Raw genomic sequence first — 17,924 nt, forward strand, 5'->3', positions numbered from 1 at the left:
TAAGATTAAATAGCTAAAAAATGGCGCTACTTTATTTTAAAAGTAGCGCCATTTTTATATCTCAACAGTTCGTATCTACACAGCCATATCGTTTAACTATCTAACTAAACTATCTAACTAAACTATCTAACTAAACTATCTATCTAAACTATCTAACTAACCTACATCGCTAAACGATAGTTGCCGTTACTTTCTTATTAATCAGTTGTGCTATGTCATTAAAACAAGGGCGTCTTACCGACCCTTTACGATACAGCAGCACGATTTTTCGGGTTGGCTCAGGTTCGACAAATTTAATATATTCAACACCTTCGGTGAATCTAGTGCGTGGAATAGCTAAATGCGGTAATAATGTCACCCCCGCTTCTGCGGCAATCATATGACGTAGTGTTTCTAGACTCGTGGCTTTAAAGCTCTGATCTTCTTCAGCACCGGCCGTAAAGCAATAATCCATTGCTTGATCACGTAGGCAATGACCATCTTCTAACATCAGCACCTGCTCGCCGCGCAATTCTGACAAATCAACACGATCGCGACCTTTAAAGCGATGTGAGCTAGGAATAATCAGCTCTAATGGTTCTTTGTATAGTTCAATATGACCGTATTTTTCCATACCGGGTAGGTAAGCTAACAGCAGACAATCCAACTCACCTTCGTCCAATTGTTTTAATAACTCATTGGTTTGGTTTTCATGTAAAAACATGTCTAAATCTGGAAACTGTTTCTTCATCGATGGCACTATGAGTGGCAGCAGATACGGCGCAACCGTTGGGATTAAACCAATATGAATGGCCCCAGCGGTCGGGCTAGCATAACTCTTGGCAATTTCTTTAATCGCTTTCGACTCTAATAATACCCTACGCGCTTGATCGGCAATTTGATCGCCCGCTGGGGTAAACAATACCTTTCTTGAAGTGCGCTCGATTAAAATGACATCTAGTTCATCTTCTAATTTACGGATCTGTCCACTCAGCGTTGGCTGACTAACAAAACACTTTTCCGCTGCTTTTCTAAAATGCTTTAATTCTTGCAACGCAACTAAATATTCTAAATCTCTTAAATTCATATCAACCCAACTTGAATGGTAAAAACAATTAAATACCAATTACTGATTTGTATATACTATCAATAAAAGTAACTAACCACACGGTTAATCCTCAAAAAAATCAGCATAACTTGATCATAAATAAATTATTGTGGCCACTTGTGCGTTAATACTTTTATCTGCGGTATAAATAAGCCTTAGTGTTCGCTATTAAAAATTAACTATCGAGATCAAAAACGGCGAGCCTAAGCTCGCCGTTTTCATTATTTATAAACCCCTTACGCCATCAAGCTTAAATCAACTCTAATTCAATCATAGCAGCACGGATTTCATCTTTTGTACCTTGGGTTAGTTCAATTACAGGTAAACGACACTCAGGCTCACACAGGCCTAATAGTGAGACAGCATACTTCACACCTGCCGGACTTGTTTCTTTAAACATTAAGTTATGTAAGGTGATCAAGCGATCTTGTAATTCTCTCGCTTCAACATATTTACCTGCAAATGTTAATTCCTGAACTTCTGCATACAGCTTTGGTGCCACATTCGCAGACACAGAAATCAGGCCATTACCACCAGAGACATTGTAAGCAACCGTAGTACAATCATCACCAGAAAGGAAAGAGAAATCACCTTTAATCAATTGGCGTTCTAACCAAGGGCGCGACAAATCGCCAGTCGCATCTTTAATACCCACAACATTTTTGAGTTCAGCCATACGCGCTAACGTTTCAGGTTGAATATCGACAATCGCACGGCCAGGAATATTATAAACAATAATGGGTAAATCATTGTTATCGTTAATCGCTTTAAAATGCTGGAATAAACCTTCCTGACAAGGACGGTTGTAATAACCTGCAACATGTAACGTCGCAATCGCACCTGCCGCTTGCGCATGATTAGATAACATAATCGCGTCAGTTGGGTTATTTGAACCTGCACCAGCGATAACCGGTAAACGCCCTGCCGCTTGGTTAACAACGATATCGAGGATCTGACAATGCTCTTCTAGTGACAAGGTTGGACACTCGCCAGTAGTGCCTACAGCAACAATACCGTGCGTACCCTGTGCTATATGCCAGTCAACAAGATTACGTAATGCTGGTTCATCAATTTCATTATTTTTAAACGGGGTAACCAACGCAACAATTGAACCTTTAAGTAATGCTTTCATTGCTGATTTATCGGTGACCGTTGAGTTAACACTCATAGAAGCTCCATTTCGGTTATAAAAAAACCTCGATTACATAAATTGCGTTCGAGGTTCCTATAGGGATTTATATGTTCTCGAATCACATGCTACGCTGGCTTTAATTTGCCTTGTTTAAATTGTTTTCGTTTTAAATTAAGCATGTGACGTTCTCATTTTGATGAAAAAACATTTAGGCGTTTATTATTTATCGTTTACTTTTAATATTTAATAATTCGTCATTCACCGCAAAATGTCAAGCAAGATAATACATAAGCAAAATCACAGCAGACAATTCCCCACAGGATAATCGATACCCGAGCGACTCGGGGATATGCACTCAGTAAAGCGAAAGGGGAGGATATTGAAGTAGTTTGGGTATATACTCTCCGGCCAAATCTTCGACCAAATTAAGTAAAGAGTCCAGACCCATGATCAGCACTAGCTATACCCCTGCAAGTCAATTACTCGAGCGTAATACTGCACATTTTGAAGACAAAGACCTGTTGATTGCGGGTTACATCGAAGATACCTACCCTACTGAATTAGCGAATATAGCGAAAAAAGTAACCTTATTCAGCTACGATTATTCCGCTAAATTACATTATGATGATGTCAGCAATATTGATAACCATTGCTCTACAGAATATCAAGCAGTTAAGAAACACCAAGTTGCATTGATTTATATGTCAAAATCAAAAGCAGAAGTAGAATATCTATTAGCTAACATCACCGAACACCTAGAAGATGGCGCCATGATCTTCATGGTTGGTGAAAACAACGCTGGTATTCGCAGTGCCAATAAATTCTTTGCCCCGTATGGCGACATCTGTAACAAACTCGATGCTGCACGTCGTAGCTCACTGTTTGTAACTGAACTGAATAAGCCAGTGGCTAAGTTTGTTCAAGATGATTGGATCACCACATTCCCAATCTCAGTAAAAGGCATTGAGCTAACAGTCTGTACATTACCTGGCGTATTTAGCCACGGTAAACTCGATACAGGTAGTAATATTCTACTGAGTAACTTACACAAGAAACCATCCGGTCGTGTACTTGATCTCGGTTGTGGCGCTGGTATTATCGGTAGTTATATCGCTAAACGTTTCCCTGCAAGCAAAGTTGAAATGACAGACGTGAGCGCACTTGCGGTTAAATCGAGCCAATTAACATTAGCTGCGAATGAATTAGCTGGTCAAGCTTACCTTTCAGATGTGTTTTCTGATGTAAGTGATAAATTTGATTATATCATTTCCAACCCACCGTTCCATGCGGGATTGAAAACCCATTATGCAAGTACTGAGACATTCTTAAAAGAAGCGAACGATTATATTAATCCACGCGGTCATTTAGTCTTAGTCGCAAATAGCTTCCTTAAATATCCAGAGATTATCGAAGCCTCTTTCGGCCATTGCTTACTGCAAATAAAATCATCTAAGTTCGCCGTTTATTACGCTAATAAATAGTTACGCTAATAAATAATTGCGTAATAAAATTGCATGAATAAAAAACGCCCATAACAAGCGATTGTTATGGGCGTTTTTATTATCTGCCTGAATTAATTATCGACCTTGAATTTTTTATTTATCTAAATTCCAGTATCGTATAATTCAGACTAATATTAGCATTTAACTAAGCATCTCTGGCTTCTACAGATAACTCGTCAATACGCTTTTTCATGATCGCATGCACATCTGCTGATAATTGACGTACCGCTTTGCGATCTAAACCCGTAGTGGCAATTGGATCCATGATTTCAATAATCACCTCGCCATTATCCCAACGGTTTAATTTTATCTTGTTATGGGTATTTGAACAACATACCGGCACAATTGGTACTTCAGCTTGAATGGCTGTATGGAATGCACCGGTTTTAAACGGTAATAAACCACGGCCGCGACTACGCGTGCCTTCGGCAAACATCCAAATACTCAAGTGACCTTTACGAATACGTTCAGCCACAGTCGCAATCGTACCTACCGCTTTACTTTTGTTTTTACGATCAATCAAAATATTACCTGATAACCAATAAACAAAACCAAAAATCGGCACCCAAATTAAACTTTTCTTACCCACTGACACTGTGCCCGGTTGCACTGCTGCCGTCACTGTAATTAAATCAAAGTTGTTTTGATGATTGCCAACAAATACATACGGACCAGCATCATTCAAGCCAGCTGGTTTTCGCACGATGAGCTTAACCCCAAAAATACGCGCCAAACGAGAAAAATTTCTCGCCACACATGCTACGTGTTTGGGATCACGTGGCTGTAAACTAAAGCGTAATATACTCATGATCAATAAGTAGATCATGAACAGCATGACCAAGACTAAACGACTAATAAATAACATTCGTAACCCTCTTTTAACATCACCGCAGTATACCGAGCAAGAACTCAGTGTACAAGCGTTAGCTGAATTATTCTTGTGCTACATCTAAGCTATCAACACGCTGTAATCCACGTGGTAACTTAAAGCCGCGACGACCGCGTTCACCCTTATAATGTTCTAAATCAGCAGGTTTCAATGTCAATTTACGCTTACCAGCATAAAGCGTGACTGATTGTCCTTCCGGCACAATTTTCAGCATTTGCACATACTCTTCACGGCTTTTAACCCGTGCAGATGGGATGTTCATTAATTTATTGCCCTTACCTTTAGACAATAATGGTAATGACGATAGTGGGAAAATTAGCATCCGACCTTCGTTAGAAATAATTAAGCAATGATCTGTGGTGATATCTGTCACCGCTTGCGGTTCAATCACCAAACCACCAACAGGTAAGGTCAACAATGCTTTACCGTTTTTATTACGGCTGACCATATCACTGAACTTACCAATGAAACCATAACCGGCATCAGAACTAAGTAAGAATTGTTGGCTATCATCAGCCATCAGTGCATGTGCAAAGGTTTGTCCTGGCGCTAGGGTAAATCGAGTTGTTAGCGGCTCGCCCTGACTACGTGCAGATGGCAAAGTATGGGCATCAAGTGCGAATGAACGACCACTCGAATCGATGAATACCGCTGGGCAATTACTGCGTCCTTCAGCAGCATCTTTATACTCATCGCTGGCTTTATAACTTAAACCTTTGGCATCCACATCATGCCCCTTGGCACAACGTGCCCAGCCTTGTTGCGATAACACCACGGTCACCGCTTCATTAGGCATTAATTCTTTTTCTGTTAACGCTTTTGCTTCTTTACGTTCGACGATAGGTGAACGACGGTCATCACCAAATGTCTCTGCGTCGGCAATTAACTCTTTTTTCACCAGCGTAGCTAAACGGCGATCTGAACCTAATAGCTGTTCTAACTTGTGGCGTTCGGTATTCAACTCACCTTGTTCACCACGGATGCGCATTTCTTCTAGTTTGGCTAGATGGCGTAATTTAAGTTCTAATACTGCTTCCGCTTGTTTTACTGATAAATCAAAACGACGAATTAATTCTGCTTTTGGATCGTCGTACTGACGAATAATTTCGATCACTTCATCAATATTTAAAAACGCGATCAATAAACCATCAAGGGTATGTAAACGCGCTAATACTTTATCTAAGCGGAACTGCAGACGACGGCGAACCGTGGTACGGCGAAACTCTAGCCATTCCGATAAAATTTTCTTTAAACCTTTAACTTGCGGTTTCTCATTCAAACCGATCATATTCAAGTTAACGCGGTAATTTTTTTCCAGATCCGTACTGGCAAATAAATGTGCCATTAGCTGTTCGATATCGATACGATTAGAACGCGGGATGATCACTAAACGGGTTGGATTTTCATGATCTGATTCATCACGTAAATCTGCCACCATAGGTAATTTCTTGGCCTGCATTTGTGCCGCAATTTGCTCTAAAATTTTACCACCAGAGACTTGATGTGGCAGCGCGCTAATAACAATATCACCACTTTCTAGAGTGTATACAGCTCGCATTTTAATGCTGCCTTTACCGGTTTCGTAGATCTGAGCAATATCTTTTTTAGGCGTTATAATTTCAGCTTCAGTCGGATAATCCGGACCTTTCACGTACGCCATTAATTCCGATAATTCAGCGTTTGGCTTATCAATTAAATGTAAACAGGCGTTGGTAATTTCACGGACATTATGCGGCGGAATATCGGTCGCCATACCAACCGCGATACCGGTCACACCATTTAATAAGATATGCGGTAAACGTGCCGGTAATAACTGCGGCTCTTTCATGGTGCCGTCAAAATTAGGCGACCAGTCGACGGTGCCTAAACCTACTTCGCTTAATAATACTTCGGCGAATTTAGATAATTTTGCTTCGGTGTAACGCATTGCAGCAAATGATTTAGGATCATCCGGCGCACCCCAGTTTCCTTGGCCATCAACAAGCGGGTAGCGATAAGAAAACGGTTGCGCCATTAATACCATGGCTTCATAACAAGCACTATCACCGTGGGGATGATACTTACCTAATACGTCACCGACAGTACGCGCTGACTTCTTATATTTAGCGCCAGCATGCAAGCCAAGCTCAGACATCGCATAAGTAATACGGCGTTGCACTGGCTTTAATCCGTCACCAATATGAGGCAAGGCACGATCCATGATCACATACATGGAATAGTTCAAATATGCTTGCTCGGTAAATTCCCTTAGTGGTTGCTCTTCGACACCCTCTAAGCTCATATCAATAACATCAGTCATCAAAAGTCCTGTTATTTAGATTAAAATAAAAATTTAACAATCAAAGGCGAAACAACATATGCTATTTTTTAGCATTTATATTATGATGAAACGCGCGATAGAATTAGCTTAGATAATAACAATCAGTATTATTCAGACGTGTTATAGATAGTTATTTCAACTATAACCCGCCACTATTGTCATTATCTAAAACAATTTTAATTAGCTCATAATCCGATTAAAAACAAAATCACAGGAAATTAATCATGGAGAGCAAGGCATTATATTCTCTTATCGAAAAAACGAAATTGTTATTTCCGTCATTAACGAAACGCGTCAATGTGTTGCGCAATGCATTAAAATCACTGCCGCGCCTGCACCGTAAATTATTACCTATATTATCACTGATTGTGATGATGCTACTAATTATGCCAACCCCAGATGAAAGTAGTGTGGGCAAGGATGTGAGTAGTGAGCGTAAATCAATCGCACTGACTATAGCTCCCACTCAGAATGTAGCAAATAGAGCCCACGTAGGACAGGACCAGGATAGTAATACACCCGCGCCAGTACCGATTAAAGTACTAGACCCAGAAAATATTGATGGTGAATGGCGTGCACACGTTATTCGTAAAGGTGATTCTGTTTATCGCATTTTTCGTCAGTATGAGATCCCTTCTGCAATACTGCATGATTTAATCGCAGTACCCACCCCTGAGCGATATATAACCCAAGTGCAACCCGGACAAGTTATGTCATTTTATATTTCCACGGCAGGTAAATTAATCCAGCTTAGAATTACAGATGCTGATAGCGCAACCACACTATTCTCGTTACGTGAAGATGGCAGCTATATCTATAATTAACGATACGATTTAGCGAAGAGGGACGTTAGCGAAATCAAGCACACACTTGATTTCGTCCGGCTTCTTTAGCCTTATACAATAATTGGTCCGCTGCTTTAATCACTTCTTCAGGGCTGGTCATTGAACTACGCCCTTCTGCGACACCAATACTAATGGTCACCAGCACCGTTTTATCAACCTCGACAGTCGTATTATCAACCTGCAGTTCACGTCGTTCGATAGGCTGACGAATTTGAAAAGGGTAATCAGCAATTAATAACCGTATCTCATCTACATAACCGACACAGTCTGCTGCCGACTTACCTTTAAATACGATAGTAAACTCTTCACCACCATAGCGATACACTTTGCCGCGCCCCTTCACCAAGGTTAATTGCGCAGCCACCATTTTCAATACCGTATCACCAATATCATGACCATAGGTATCATTGAATTTTTTAAACCGATCAATATCCAACATGGCAATACAGTATTTACCACTTAACTGCGCCAGATCGATGTTTAATGCTCGACGCCCCGGAATGCTGGTAAGTTCGTCAATAAATGCTTGCTCATGACTGCGTTTTAATATGCACAGTAGCAACACAACCGCGCTCATCATAAACATACTGGCCGATATCCACGGTTGCTCAAACTCAACCACAGTCAAGGTACACGCGAGTAAAGCGCTGAGAAACGCTTGATCTGAGCCGACATCTCTAAACAACATCAATATCGCCGCCGTCAACACCGCACAAATCAATAAACCCAGTAAGATGTTAGGCAATACCGACACATCACCAAGCGCCAAAATCCAAGGCTCTATGGCCGTTAAAAAATGAGTAACTAAAGGTAACTGTTCGGGCTGAATAAACCAGTAATAAGCCGCCGCTTGCAAGATAAAAATAGCGTGATAAGAGAGTGCTTGAAAAGAAAACAGTGCGCGTTCAGGTAAGAATAACAGCAAGACTAAATTAGCCGGTAATAACAGCACCAGAAAATAATATTCTAATAATGTACTACCAATCGCCAGTGGCGTTTGTAACCGCAGTTGAATAAGATTGTAAGCCACCAGCATTAATAACGCCGCAAAACCACTGCGGCCTTGCTTAAAGAAATGACTCAACGCGATCACCAGCAGAAATAATATACTGGGTAATTCAACTAACATGCTCTGCTGCTCGACAGACAACACAGCAAAAAGAGACGGGATAAAAAGCCCGGCAAACATGATTACAAATGTAAGTAATAGTCTTGAATACATTAATGTCACTTATTGTGGCAACGCAACGCTGAAAGTAATATTCGAGAGCGCTAACATTGTATAAATTAAACCAGAATCAATGCTCATTAATGAGCCATTAACTCGGTTCTATTTTAGCTATATAATAATTAACCGAAATAGCCGCCGAGATCAACCCCATGCTAATAGCTGTGCTAAACAACAAGATGACCTCACTAAATGTTAATCCCTCAATAACAAAATCAGTATTATACAATTGAGCAAGATTAAGCACGGTATCTTCCATCCAATACACCATAAATATTGTCACTAGCCAGGCTAAAATACCGCCGATAGCCCCATACCAAAAACCCGTGTATAAAAATGGCCGTTGCACAAATGAATTTGTCGCGCCAATCAATTTTAAGACTTCAATTTCAGCACGATTAGATAAAATATTTAAGCGAATAGTATTACCGGTAATTAATAATACCGAACTTAATAATAGTGTGGATACCACTAATACGGCATCGCTTAAGATCGAAAGAATACCGTCAAGACGTTCTAACCACATGATATCCAGCTTTCCTTGTTGGACTTCAGGTTCGCGTACGAGTTTCGCCAACAGCTCTTGTGCCGCAATTGAGCTACGATAATAAGGCTTAGGCGTGACCACAACGACTGCTGGTAAAGGATTATGATCGAGCAATGTTAGCGCTGAAACTAACCCTGAAGAACGCTTAAATTCTTCCATGCCCTGTGCTTTAGAAATATATTCAAAACTATCGACTTCTTTGTAGGTCTTTAAGCGCTGTAATAAATTTTTATAACGTGACTCAGGTAAGTCTTTTTTTAAGAATAGATTAATATCTGTCGGACTGGTCCATTGGGCACTCACTGTTTGGCTATTTTTTAATACCACATACAAGGTGCTCGGCAAAGCGAGACTGACACCAAGTACCAGCATTGTCATCAATGAGGCAATAGGCGTGCGCCAGACATCGCTCAGACTGCCCATGGCTTGGTGAATATGCTGCTGACAGCGAATTTGGATACGTTTAATCATGGATGCATCGGCACTATTGGTTTGATTATTCATGTTAAATCCCTTGTAACTCATCATTACACATTTCGCCTTGCTTAATACGCAAAGTGCGATAGCGCAGTTTAGCAATCAAGCCTAAATCATGAGTGGCAATCAATACCGAAGTACCAGTGCGATTAAACTCTTCAAACAATTTTATAATTTCCATCGATAACTGTGGGTCTAAGTTACCAGTAGGTTCGTCTGCTAATAATAATTTCGGGCGGGAAATAATGGCGCGAGCAATACCCACGCGCTGTTGCTCACCACCGGAAAGCATCGGCGGATAGCACTTGGCTTTATTGTACAAACCGACTTTATCTAATGCCGCTAAGACCCTATTTTTAACTTGTTTGGCGGTATAGCCTTTAATTATCAAAGGCAGCGCAACATTATCAAATATAGTACGGTCGACTAACAAGCGATGGTCTTGAAAAATAATACCAATATCACGACGTAAAAATGGAATCTCAGATTTATTGACTTTACTGACATTACGACCATTAAGGAACACGTCACCTGCGCTTGGTCTTTCTAACATACTAATTAGTTTTAATAAGGTACTTTTACCAGCGCCAGAGGGGCCCGTTAAAAAAGCCATTTCACCTTTTTCAAGATGAAAATTAACTTTCTGTAGCGCGCTAAGACTGCCAGGGTAAATTTTAGATACATTATCAAACCGAATCATGATGATCGCGTCCTTGCTGTGTGCTGGTATAAAAATTTAGCATAGTGAAAATAAATACTCACCGCATTAACGATGAGTATTTGGTTTAATATATTGATGTTGTTATTTTTGTTCTTCGTTACTAAATAGCGCTTCAATAAACTCTTCTGAATTAAAGGTACGTAAATCATCAATACCTTCACCAATACCGATAAAACGAATTGGGATCTCAAATTTATCTGCCACGGCAAAGATAACACCACCTTTGGCAGTACCATCTAATTTAGTGATGGTAATGCCAGTCAGACCAACCGCCTCTTTAAATAGTTCCGCTTGGCTTAAGGCGTTTTGACCGGTACCCGCATCAATCGTTAACATGATCTCGTGCGGCGCGGTGGCATCGTGTTTACGCATAACGCGTACCACTTTCTTCAATTCTTCCATCAAGTGGGCTTTATTTTGTAAACGACCCGCTGTATCGGCGATAAGCACGTCAACGTCTTTGGCTGTTGCTGATTGCATGGCATCAAACAGCACCGAAGCACTATCAGCACCGGTATGTTGGGCTACCACAGGAATACCGTTACGATCGCCCCATACTTGTAATTGTTCAACCGCTGCAGCACGGAATGTATCGCCCGCCGCTAACATCACGGATTTACCTTCACCTTGGAATTTCTTCGCCATCTTACCGATAGTCGTAGTTTTACCCACACCGTTCACACCAACCATTAAGATCACGTGGGGTTTGTTGTTACTATCAATAACCAGTGGCTGGTCTACCTTATGCAGTAGCTCCGCCATGTCTTTTTTCAAGATGTCGTACAAGGCTTCAGCATCTTTTAAGTCTTTACGTGATGCTTGTTGGGTTAAATTATCAATAATACGTGTGGTTGTAGCAACACCCAGATCGGCAATTAATAATTGCTCTTCGAGTTCTTCAAATAACTCATCATCGATATGCTTGCCACGGAAAAAGTTTTTAAAGCCACTACCGATATTACCTTTCGTACGTGATAAGCCACGTTTCAAACGGGTAAAGAATTTATCTTTTTCAGCGGGTTCATCTGCAACTGATTCATCGCTTACGGCTTCAGCATCAACTACTGCCGATGCTCTTTCCTTGTTAACAATTTCGTCGTTAACAATGTCGGCATTAGCATTATCTGTAGTAGTAACAACAACTTCTGTAACACTTTCTTCGCTAACAGAATCGGCTACAATAACGTCAGCACTATCTAGTGCTGCAAGCTCTGTTGAAACAACCTCAGGTTCAGCAACCACATTCTCAGCTTCGCTCGCGGCACTGTTATTTTCGAAATCAGTGAAAAGTCGTAAATCTGCAGCGCGACGAATGGCTTTTTCTTCCGCCGTTTCATCATCACTCGATACTAATAATTCCGGATTAACTTTATTTTCATCTGTGTTGAACGCGTCTTTTTTACCTAAACCAAACCAATTCTTCATGCTTTTTTTTGCCATTTTTAGAAAACCTTACTTTCGCCAGTCTTGAACTGCTACAATGACCCAATATCAATATGGTGATTATATTATCACCTTTCTGTCCAGACAAAGAATTACTATGGCAAAATCTAGCACAAAACAACAAAATCAACGTCCTTCTGGACATATTCGGATCATCAGTGGTCAATGGCGCGGTCGAAAACTCCCAGTCAAGGATGTTATTGGTCTACGCCCGACAACCGATAGAATTAAAGAAACCGTATTCAATTGGTTATCTCCTTATGTACGTGGCAGTCATTGCTTGGATCTATTTGCTGGTAGTGGCGGCTTAATCTTTGAAGCATTATCACGCTATGCAGACTCTGGTCTACTGTTTGAAAAAGACGCCGGTGCAGCAGCACAATTACAACAAAACATTGATTTGTTAAAAGCGGATAATGCCCAGTTAGTACGCGGCGACACGTTAAAGTTATTAACCAAAGTGCCTGCTCAAACTTATGACATGGTGTTTATCGATCCTCCTTTCCGTCAAGATTTACTGGAAGATTGCTGTGCCAAGCTGGAACAATACAACTGGTTAAGTGCTGATGCGGTAATTTATATTGAGCGTGAAAAAGAACTCAACCAAGTTAAATTACCGGCTAATTGGACTATCTTAAAAGACAAACAAGCCGGGCAGGTCTGTTTTGAATTGTATCAGCGCAAAGCTATCGTCAGTACAACTAGCATAAGTACAATTAAAATAACTACAAAAGCTGAATAATCCCTGTTTACAATGGTAAACGAAAAAATAAACCTCGAGTGCTTAAATCAGTTGAGCATTCGTCATTATGCCTATATGATTAATTCTGTTAGGCGTATGATTAATACCTTATAACACCTCGAATACCTTCCTGCGGCTCCGCAATTTAATACCAGCAATAGCACCTATAGAACGGTGTGACTATTACCCTATATTGGAGAATAATAACAATGACGTTAGATACTTGGTTACTTTTCGTTTCGACTATTTTTGTGGTGATCTTAATTCCCGGTCCACTATCAATTTATATGATCACCAATTCGATATCTTATGGTATCAAGCAAACCGCCCCCGCCTTTGCCGGTGGTGTATTAGCGTCATCATTATATTTAATTGCCTCAGCTACTGGACTAGGCGCACTAATTATCGCCTCAGAAAGTTTATTCTCGGTGATCAAAACTCTCGGTGCACTTTATCTGGTGTATTTAGGTATCAGCACATGGCGTAATGCCAGCCGTGGCGGTAGCATTACCATCACAGAAGAAGCGCAGAAGCCAAATAGCAAAGCCATGTTTAGCAAAGCATTTTTATTAGGCGCATCAAACCCAAAAGACATTTTGTTTTTCATCGCGTTTTTGCCACAATTTTTGAATCCACAAGCAGATTTATTCCAGCAACTAGTGGTGATTGTCAGTACTTGGATTATGGTCGATTTGATTTGTAAGTTACTTTACGGCAGCACTTCACATGCGATTAAACCGGTATTAACCAGTGCCCGTAACAAGATCCGCTTTGATAAAACGGTTGGCAGTATATTTGTCGCAGCAGGCGCATCGGCAGCATTAATCAAATAGCGATTAACTCGTGTGAGGAAATATTAACTCGCGCTTAAATTGCGATATTGGCGTGGGGAAATACCCACCAGTTTTTTAAAATAACGTCCCATGTGGCTTTGATTAGCAAAGCCACATTCTAATGCAATTTCCGCCATACTCGCTTGCCCTTTACTGACCCGTAATTTAACCTGCTCAATTCTAGTCGCCAATAAATACGCTTGCGGTGTTTGCGCCATGCTCTGTTTGAACATCCGACAAAAATGATACTCACTCAATTGGGCTAACTCAGCCAGTTCGGCAAGGTAAACCTGACGATGAAAATTAGCCTGCATGTAATCACATACCAACGCAGCGATCTTGGGCGCTAAGCCACCTTTAACTGGGGACATAAGTTTAGTTATACCCATATTCTGCAGCATCGATACTAAGATGGTATTGGTTACTTGTTCCATCGCTAGGTGATCATGACCACTGCGCCAATCACTGGTTGCCATGCAATGACGAAACAAGGCTTCGGTGGCAGCATCGTTGGTAAAGGTCAGTTCCGGTAGTTGTAACATCCGTGGATCAATATCAAATACCTTCAGCGCTAACTGTTTAAGGTAATCATCATTAAAATATAAATGCATGAACTGTTGGGTTTGCCCCAGTTGCCAATGACTCTCAGAACCTTTTGGCATTAAACAAAATTTACCAGGCGCGCCAAATCCCGAATTTACATCAGTACGGTGAGTTTCATAACCACCAGACATGTACAAACTCAAGGTATGTTGTTTTTCATTCACATAAAATAAACGGTCGTGTTCATTCTGATAATGCGCCCACGACAACGCCTCCGTTAATGACGCTTGTCGTAAACAGATCTTACTGGTTGATTGTTCAAAGCTGATTTCACTCGGCTCAAGTTGAGACGAAATACTATCTAGCTGTTGGCACATGACAGGCTTTATTAACGACATAACAAAATACTACCATTAATGGCAGATTGCTCAACTGATACCGTGATCAAGGTAATCATTAAAGCGCAATATTGTGTTAGTTTTACCGACATCGTGATATTACCAACGTCACAACAGCCCCATAATGCAGCTTAATTGATTGCTGCCGTCATTTATGACGTCATCTATATGGTAATAATAAAGGATCCGCTATGTCAGCCATACTCTACGTTTCAATGATATTTATTTGGGGTTTTTCTTGGATATCAATCAAGTGGCAACACGGTGATGTCCCCATGGAAGTGTCGATCTTTTACCGCTTTGCCATTGCCGCGATGGTTATGTTTATTGTCGGTAAGCTGTGGGGTAAGTTGCAACCGGTAAAACGCCGAGACCATGCTTTTTTAGCCCTACAAGGTGGGTGTTTATTCTGTTGTAATTTCCTCGCCTTTTATAGCGCGACTTTGTATATTCCCAGCGGTTTAGTGGCGGTGTTTATGGCCACAGCACCAGTATTTAATGCCTTTCACAGCAAGCTATTTTACCAGACCGAAACTAACGCCAATTTCTGGTTAGGCGCTACGCTGGGACTTGCGGGCATTAGCTTGTTGTTTGCAGGCGATTTATTACAAACCAATTGGTCGCAAGATACCTTATACGGTTTAATGTTCGCGCTAATCGGCACTTGGTGTTTCTCGATAGGTAATATGTTGAGTATCCGTAATACCAGAAATAGTATCCAACCTTTTACCGCCACCAGCTATGCTATGGTTTATGGTTGTGTTGCCTTGCTAGTGATTATCTTCGTGCGTGGCATTTCGTTTGAATTTACGCTCACGACACAATACATAGGTAGTTTGTTATACCTTGCTATTCCAGCCTCGGTACTTGGTTTTACTTGTTATTTGATTTTAGTTGATCGACTTGGCGCCAGTAATGCCGCCTATATTTTAGTGATAACCCCGATTGTCGCCTTAAGTGTCTCTGCGGTATTTGAAGATTATCATTGGACGCTGTATTCAACACTTGGGTTGGTATTAGTGATATTAGGTAATGTATTAACCCAACGTAAAAAGGCATTATTGACCCGGACTAAAAAAGCGTTATTACAAACGAGTTAACCACGCTTATTTTGCGGACTCTTCTCCGCTTACATCAGCTAGAGATAAAAATGCCCGTATAGCAACTTGCTAGACGGGCATTTTTTCGTATGTCGTTAAATTTCTAACTTAAATTTAGCCTGCTAGATTTTGAATTTACCCACAATTGCTTCAAGTCGGGTATTGGTATCGGCCAGCGCCTTACAGTTACCAAGCTCCTTTTCACCATTTTCAGTTAACACTTCAGCCATGTTAGTAATAGCAGTCATGTTCTTACTAATATCTTCAGATACTGCGCTTTGCTCTTCCGCTGCAGTTGCTATCTCCATGGCAATGTCATTAATATTTGCGACTGATTCTGCCATATTATCAAGATCCAAATTAACCCGCGCGGTACTTTCTGCAGTATGGCTACAACTCACCTTGATGGTATCCATATTGGTCACTAACCGATTGGCGCCGGATGTCAGAATGGTCAGCATATTGGCAATTTCAGAGGTACTTTCTTGAGTACGAGCAGCCAGAGCACGAACTTCGTCGGCGACAACCGCAAAACCTCGACCTTGTTCGCCTGCACGGGCAGCTTCAATAGCCGCATTTAATGCAAGTAAGTTAGTTTGATCCGCGATATCTCCAATTATTTTCAACAAATTAGCTATATTAAGAATATTACCGTTCATACTCGTTATGTCATGAGACATAGACTCCACCTCACTCACCAATGAAGACACCGTTTGCACAGCTTTAGAAACAACTACCTTAGAAGCTTCGGCTTGGTCTTTTGCATTTTGTGTGTGACTAGAGGCTAGAGAGGCATGCCGAGCTACAGTTTCAGCCGTCACACTCATTTCGTGAACAGCCGTGACAACCAAGTTGGCCTCATCAAAATGGGCTTGTAAAACGTTACTATTTTGCGCAGATTGAGTCGAGAGCTCACTCACTCGAGCAGAACTATCCAGAGTAGTTTGCGCTACTTCTTGCATCATACTCTGCAGGTTACCAATAAAAGTATTAATGCCCGATGATATTTGTCCCAAATCATCTTTACCTTTCACTTCAAGACGACGAGTGAGATCACCCGTACCCGCAGATAAATCAAGTACAGTGCTTTTAAGCGCAACGATCGGTTGATACAGCCGATTTAGTATTATAATAACGATGATGATGGCCATCAATATCACGAATATTGAAGTTAACATGGTCTGCACTAATTCAGCGTTTATATCCGCGTAAATAACCGACTCTTCAATACCAACATAGATAAACCATCTATGATTACCTGGTAATTTTATATCCGAAAAATAAGCTTGTTTTTGGATTCCAGCCCATTCATAACTAGAGCTACCTTCGCCTTGTTCGGTCATTTTTTTTGCAAGATCATGCAAGCCAAAATGGACACCAATTTCATCATTCGGATCTGTCGAAGCAAGTTGAGTAAACTCTTCATTTAAGACCAGTAATACAGCACCAGGGAAGTCGACTTGCGAGATAATATCATTAAGAATGTCGAGCGAAACGTCACCAGCAACGACCCCTTGATTATTGAATGGACTGGCTAAACTGACCATTAGCCCACCAGTTGTATCATCGGTATAAATATCGGTCAGGACAGTAGACCGATTGGTCATTGCATCTTTATACCAATCTCGAGTTCTTGGGTCGTAATCACTAACATCAAACACGCCATTGTCACCGCCGGAATCACCAAAAGCACGTCCATCGCTATAACCTGCTGTGAAGCTGGCATATCCTGCAGATTTGGTTACCATTTTGGCAATATTTACGTAATCAGCATCAGAGTGCTCACCTTCAAAGTAAATACGACTGGATTCTAACGCATCAACCCAAGCTTCCATCTTTAGCTCAACTTTATCTGACGCATTTTCGACAATGATCCGTGACATACTTTCAATAGAAGCAATTTGTTGAGTTTTAAATTTATTATAAGACAGCCAGTTAAGTATTAATAATGAAACTGATACTAAAATGGTGATGGTTAGGACAAGTCGTTGTTTGAAACCAAGACTATGTAGCGACAAAGACATTCGTTAAATCCCCTAGTTATAGTTACTCGTATTGCTGACGGTGAGTTGATTGTTCATTAAGTATGAAACAACCCCAGAATTATTACGCTCATG

General features: G+C 40.9%; 15 protein-coding genes. 5 read left to right on the forward strand and 10 right to left on the reverse strand.

The features are described from left to right. Positions 1 to 169: 169 nt before the first annotated feature. On the reverse strand, positions 170 to 1,066 hold the full coding sequence (oxyR, locus tag CXF93_RS19840) for a DNA-binding transcriptional regulator OxyR (protein ID WP_101064232.1): 897 nt from the start codon (positions 1,064 to 1,066) through the stop codon (positions 170 to 172). A 271-nt stretch (positions 1,067 to 1,337) separates the two neighbouring features. Beyond that, the gene (dapA, locus tag CXF93_RS19845; protein ID WP_101064233.1) at positions 1,338 to 2,255 is read right to left on the reverse strand and encodes a 4-hydroxy-tetrahydrodipicolinate synthase; all 918 of its coding nucleotides are present in this window, start codon (positions 2,253 to 2,255) and stop codon (positions 1,338 to 1,340) included. Positions 2,256 to 2,665: 410 nt separating this feature from the next. On the opposite strand from dapA, the gene rsmC reads away from it, so the two are divergent. After that, on the forward strand, positions 2,666 to 3,700 hold the full coding sequence (rsmC, locus tag CXF93_RS19850) for a 16S rRNA (guanine(1207)-N(2))-methyltransferase RsmC (protein WP_101064234.1): 1,035 nt from the start codon (positions 2,666 to 2,668) through the stop codon (positions 3,698 to 3,700). Positions 3,701 to 3,866: 166 nt separating this feature from the next. Here rsmC and CXF93_RS19855 read toward each other — a convergent pair whose 3' ends face one another. After that, on the reverse strand, positions 3,867 to 4,586 hold the full coding sequence (locus CXF93_RS19855; protein WP_101064235.1) for a 1-acylglycerol-3-phosphate O-acyltransferase: 720 nt from the start codon (positions 4,584 to 4,586) through the stop codon (positions 3,867 to 3,869). Between the two features lie 67 nt (positions 4,587 to 4,653). Continuing rightward, positions 4,654 to 6,909, reverse strand: coding sequence for a DNA topoisomerase IV subunit A (parC, locus tag CXF93_RS19860; protein ID WP_101064236.1), 2,256 nt, complete (start codon positions 6,907 to 6,909; stop codon positions 4,654 to 4,656). A gap of 245 nt (positions 6,910 to 7,154) precedes the next feature. Here parC and CXF93_RS19865 point away from each other — a divergent pair, with 245 nt between their 5' ends. Then, positions 7,155 to 7,754 carry a LysM-like peptidoglycan-binding domain-containing protein gene (locus CXF93_RS19865; protein ID WP_101064237.1) on the forward strand — a complete coding sequence of 200 codons (600 nt, stop codon included), beginning with the start codon at positions 7,155 to 7,157 and terminating at the stop codon, positions 7,752 to 7,754. Positions 7,755 to 7,788: 34 nt separating this feature from the next. Here CXF93_RS19865 and CXF93_RS19870 read toward each other — a convergent pair whose 3' ends face one another. From CXF93_RS19870 to ftsY, 4 genes are all read right to left on the reverse strand, one after another. After that, positions 7,789 to 8,997 carry a diguanylate cyclase gene (locus tag CXF93_RS19870; RefSeq protein WP_101064238.1) on the reverse strand — a complete coding sequence of 403 codons (1,209 nt, stop codon included), beginning with the start codon at positions 8,995 to 8,997 and terminating at the stop codon, positions 7,789 to 7,791. A 97-nt stretch (positions 8,998 to 9,094) separates the two neighbouring features. Then, on the reverse strand, positions 9,095 to 10,054 hold the full coding sequence (gene ftsX, locus CXF93_RS19875; protein ID WP_101064239.1) for a permease-like cell division protein FtsX: 960 nt from the start codon (positions 10,052 to 10,054) through the stop codon (positions 9,095 to 9,097). A gap of 1 nt (position 10,055) precedes the next feature. Then, on the reverse strand, positions 10,056 to 10,727 hold the full coding sequence (ftsE, locus tag CXF93_RS19880) for a cell division ATP-binding protein FtsE (RefSeq protein WP_101064240.1): 672 nt from the start codon (positions 10,725 to 10,727) through the stop codon (positions 10,056 to 10,058). A 102-nt stretch (positions 10,728 to 10,829) separates the two neighbouring features. Further along, complete coding sequence (ftsY, locus tag CXF93_RS19885) at positions 10,830 to 12,188, reverse strand: signal recognition particle-docking protein FtsY (RefSeq protein ID WP_101064241.1); 1,359 nt, start codon at positions 12,186 to 12,188, stop codon at positions 10,830 to 10,832. 100 nt (positions 12,189 to 12,288) lie between these two features. Between ftsY and rsmD the strand changes: the two genes are divergently transcribed. Together rsmD and CXF93_RS19895 are read left to right on the forward strand one after the other, a co-directional pair. After that, the gene (rsmD, locus tag CXF93_RS19890; RefSeq protein WP_101064242.1) at positions 12,289 to 12,933 is read left to right on the forward strand and encodes a 16S rRNA (guanine(966)-N(2))-methyltransferase RsmD; all 645 of its coding nucleotides are present in this window, start codon (positions 12,289 to 12,291) and stop codon (positions 12,931 to 12,933) included. Positions 12,934 to 13,142: 209 nt separating this feature from the next. Next, on the forward strand, positions 13,143 to 13,766 hold the full coding sequence (locus CXF93_RS19895; protein WP_101064243.1) for a LysE family translocator: 624 nt from the start codon (positions 13,143 to 13,145) through the stop codon (positions 13,764 to 13,766). A 23-nt stretch (positions 13,767 to 13,789) separates the two neighbouring features. Here the strand turns inward: CXF93_RS19895 and CXF93_RS19900 are convergent, their stop codons facing one another. Beyond that, positions 13,790 to 14,707 (reverse strand): helix-turn-helix domain-containing protein, encoded by a 918-nt coding sequence (locus CXF93_RS19900; protein ID WP_101064244.1) that lies wholly within the window; start codon positions 14,705 to 14,707, stop codon positions 13,790 to 13,792. Positions 14,708 to 14,898: 191 nt separating this feature from the next. Here CXF93_RS19900 and CXF93_RS19905 point away from each other — a divergent pair, with 191 nt between their 5' ends. After that, on the forward strand, positions 14,899 to 15,807 hold the full coding sequence (locus tag CXF93_RS19905; RefSeq protein WP_101064245.1) for a DMT family transporter: 909 nt from the start codon (positions 14,899 to 14,901) through the stop codon (positions 15,805 to 15,807). A gap of 122 nt (positions 15,808 to 15,929) precedes the next feature. On the opposite strand, the gene CXF93_RS19910 is transcribed toward CXF93_RS19905, so the two are convergent. Further along, entirely contained in the window at positions 15,930 to 17,831 is a 1,902-nt protein-coding gene (locus CXF93_RS19910) for a methyl-accepting chemotaxis protein (protein ID WP_101064246.1), read from the reverse strand. Between the last annotated feature and the right edge of the window lie 93 nt (positions 17,832 to 17,924).

Source organism: Moritella sp. Urea-trap-13, from assembly GCF_002836355.1.
Taxonomy (GTDB): Bacteria; Pseudomonadota; Gammaproteobacteria; order Enterobacterales; family Moritellaceae; genus Moritella.

Coding starts and splice junctions, on each gene's coding strand:
- rsmD (WP_101064242.1), top strand. CDS start 12,289: ATGGCAAAATCTAGCACAAAACAACAAAATCAACGTCCTTCTGGACAT.
- CXF93_RS19855 (WP_101064235.1), bottom strand. CDS start 4,586: ATGTTATTTATTAGTCGTTTAGTCTTGGTCATGCTGTTCATGATCTAC.
- CXF93_RS19870 (WP_101064238.1), bottom strand. CDS start 8,997: ATGTATTCAAGACTATTACTTACATTTGTAATCATGTTTGCCGGGCTT.
- CXF93_RS19895 (WP_101064243.1), top strand. CDS start 13,143: ATGACGTTAGATACTTGGTTACTTTTCGTTTCGACTATTTTTGTGGTG.
- CXF93_RS19910 (WP_101064246.1), bottom strand. CDS start 17,831: ATGTCTTTGTCGCTACATAGTCTTGGTTTCAAACAACGACTTGTCCTA.
- parC (WP_101064236.1), bottom strand. CDS start 6,909: ATGACTGATGTTATTGATATGAGCTTAGAGGGTGTCGAAGAGCAACCA.
- dapA (WP_101064233.1), bottom strand. CDS start 2,255: ATGAGTGTTAACTCAACGGTCACCGATAAATCAGCAATGAAAGCATTA.
- CXF93_RS19905 (WP_101064245.1), top strand. CDS start 14,899: ATGTCAGCCATACTCTACGTTTCAATGATATTTATTTGGGGTTTTTCT.
- oxyR (WP_101064232.1), bottom strand. CDS start 1,066: ATGAATTTAAGAGATTTAGAATATTTAGTTGCGTTGCAAGAATTAAAG.
- rsmC (WP_101064234.1), top strand. CDS start 2,666: ATGATCAGCACTAGCTATACCCCTGCAAGTCAATTACTCGAGCGTAAT.
- ftsX (WP_101064239.1), bottom strand. CDS start 10,054: ATGAATAATCAAACCAATAGTGCCGATGCATCCATGATTAAACGTATC.
- ftsE (WP_101064240.1), bottom strand. CDS start 10,727: ATGATTCGGTTTGATAATGTATCTAAAATTTACCCTGGCAGTCTTAGC.
- CXF93_RS19900 (WP_101064244.1), bottom strand. CDS start 14,707: ATGTCGTTAATAAAGCCTGTCATGTGCCAACAGCTAGATAGTATTTCG.
- CXF93_RS19865 (WP_101064237.1), top strand. CDS start 7,155: ATGGAGAGCAAGGCATTATATTCTCTTATCGAAAAAACGAAATTGTTA.
- ftsY (WP_101064241.1), bottom strand. CDS start 12,188: ATGGCAAAAAAAAGCATGAAGAATTGGTTTGGTTTAGGTAAAAAAGAC.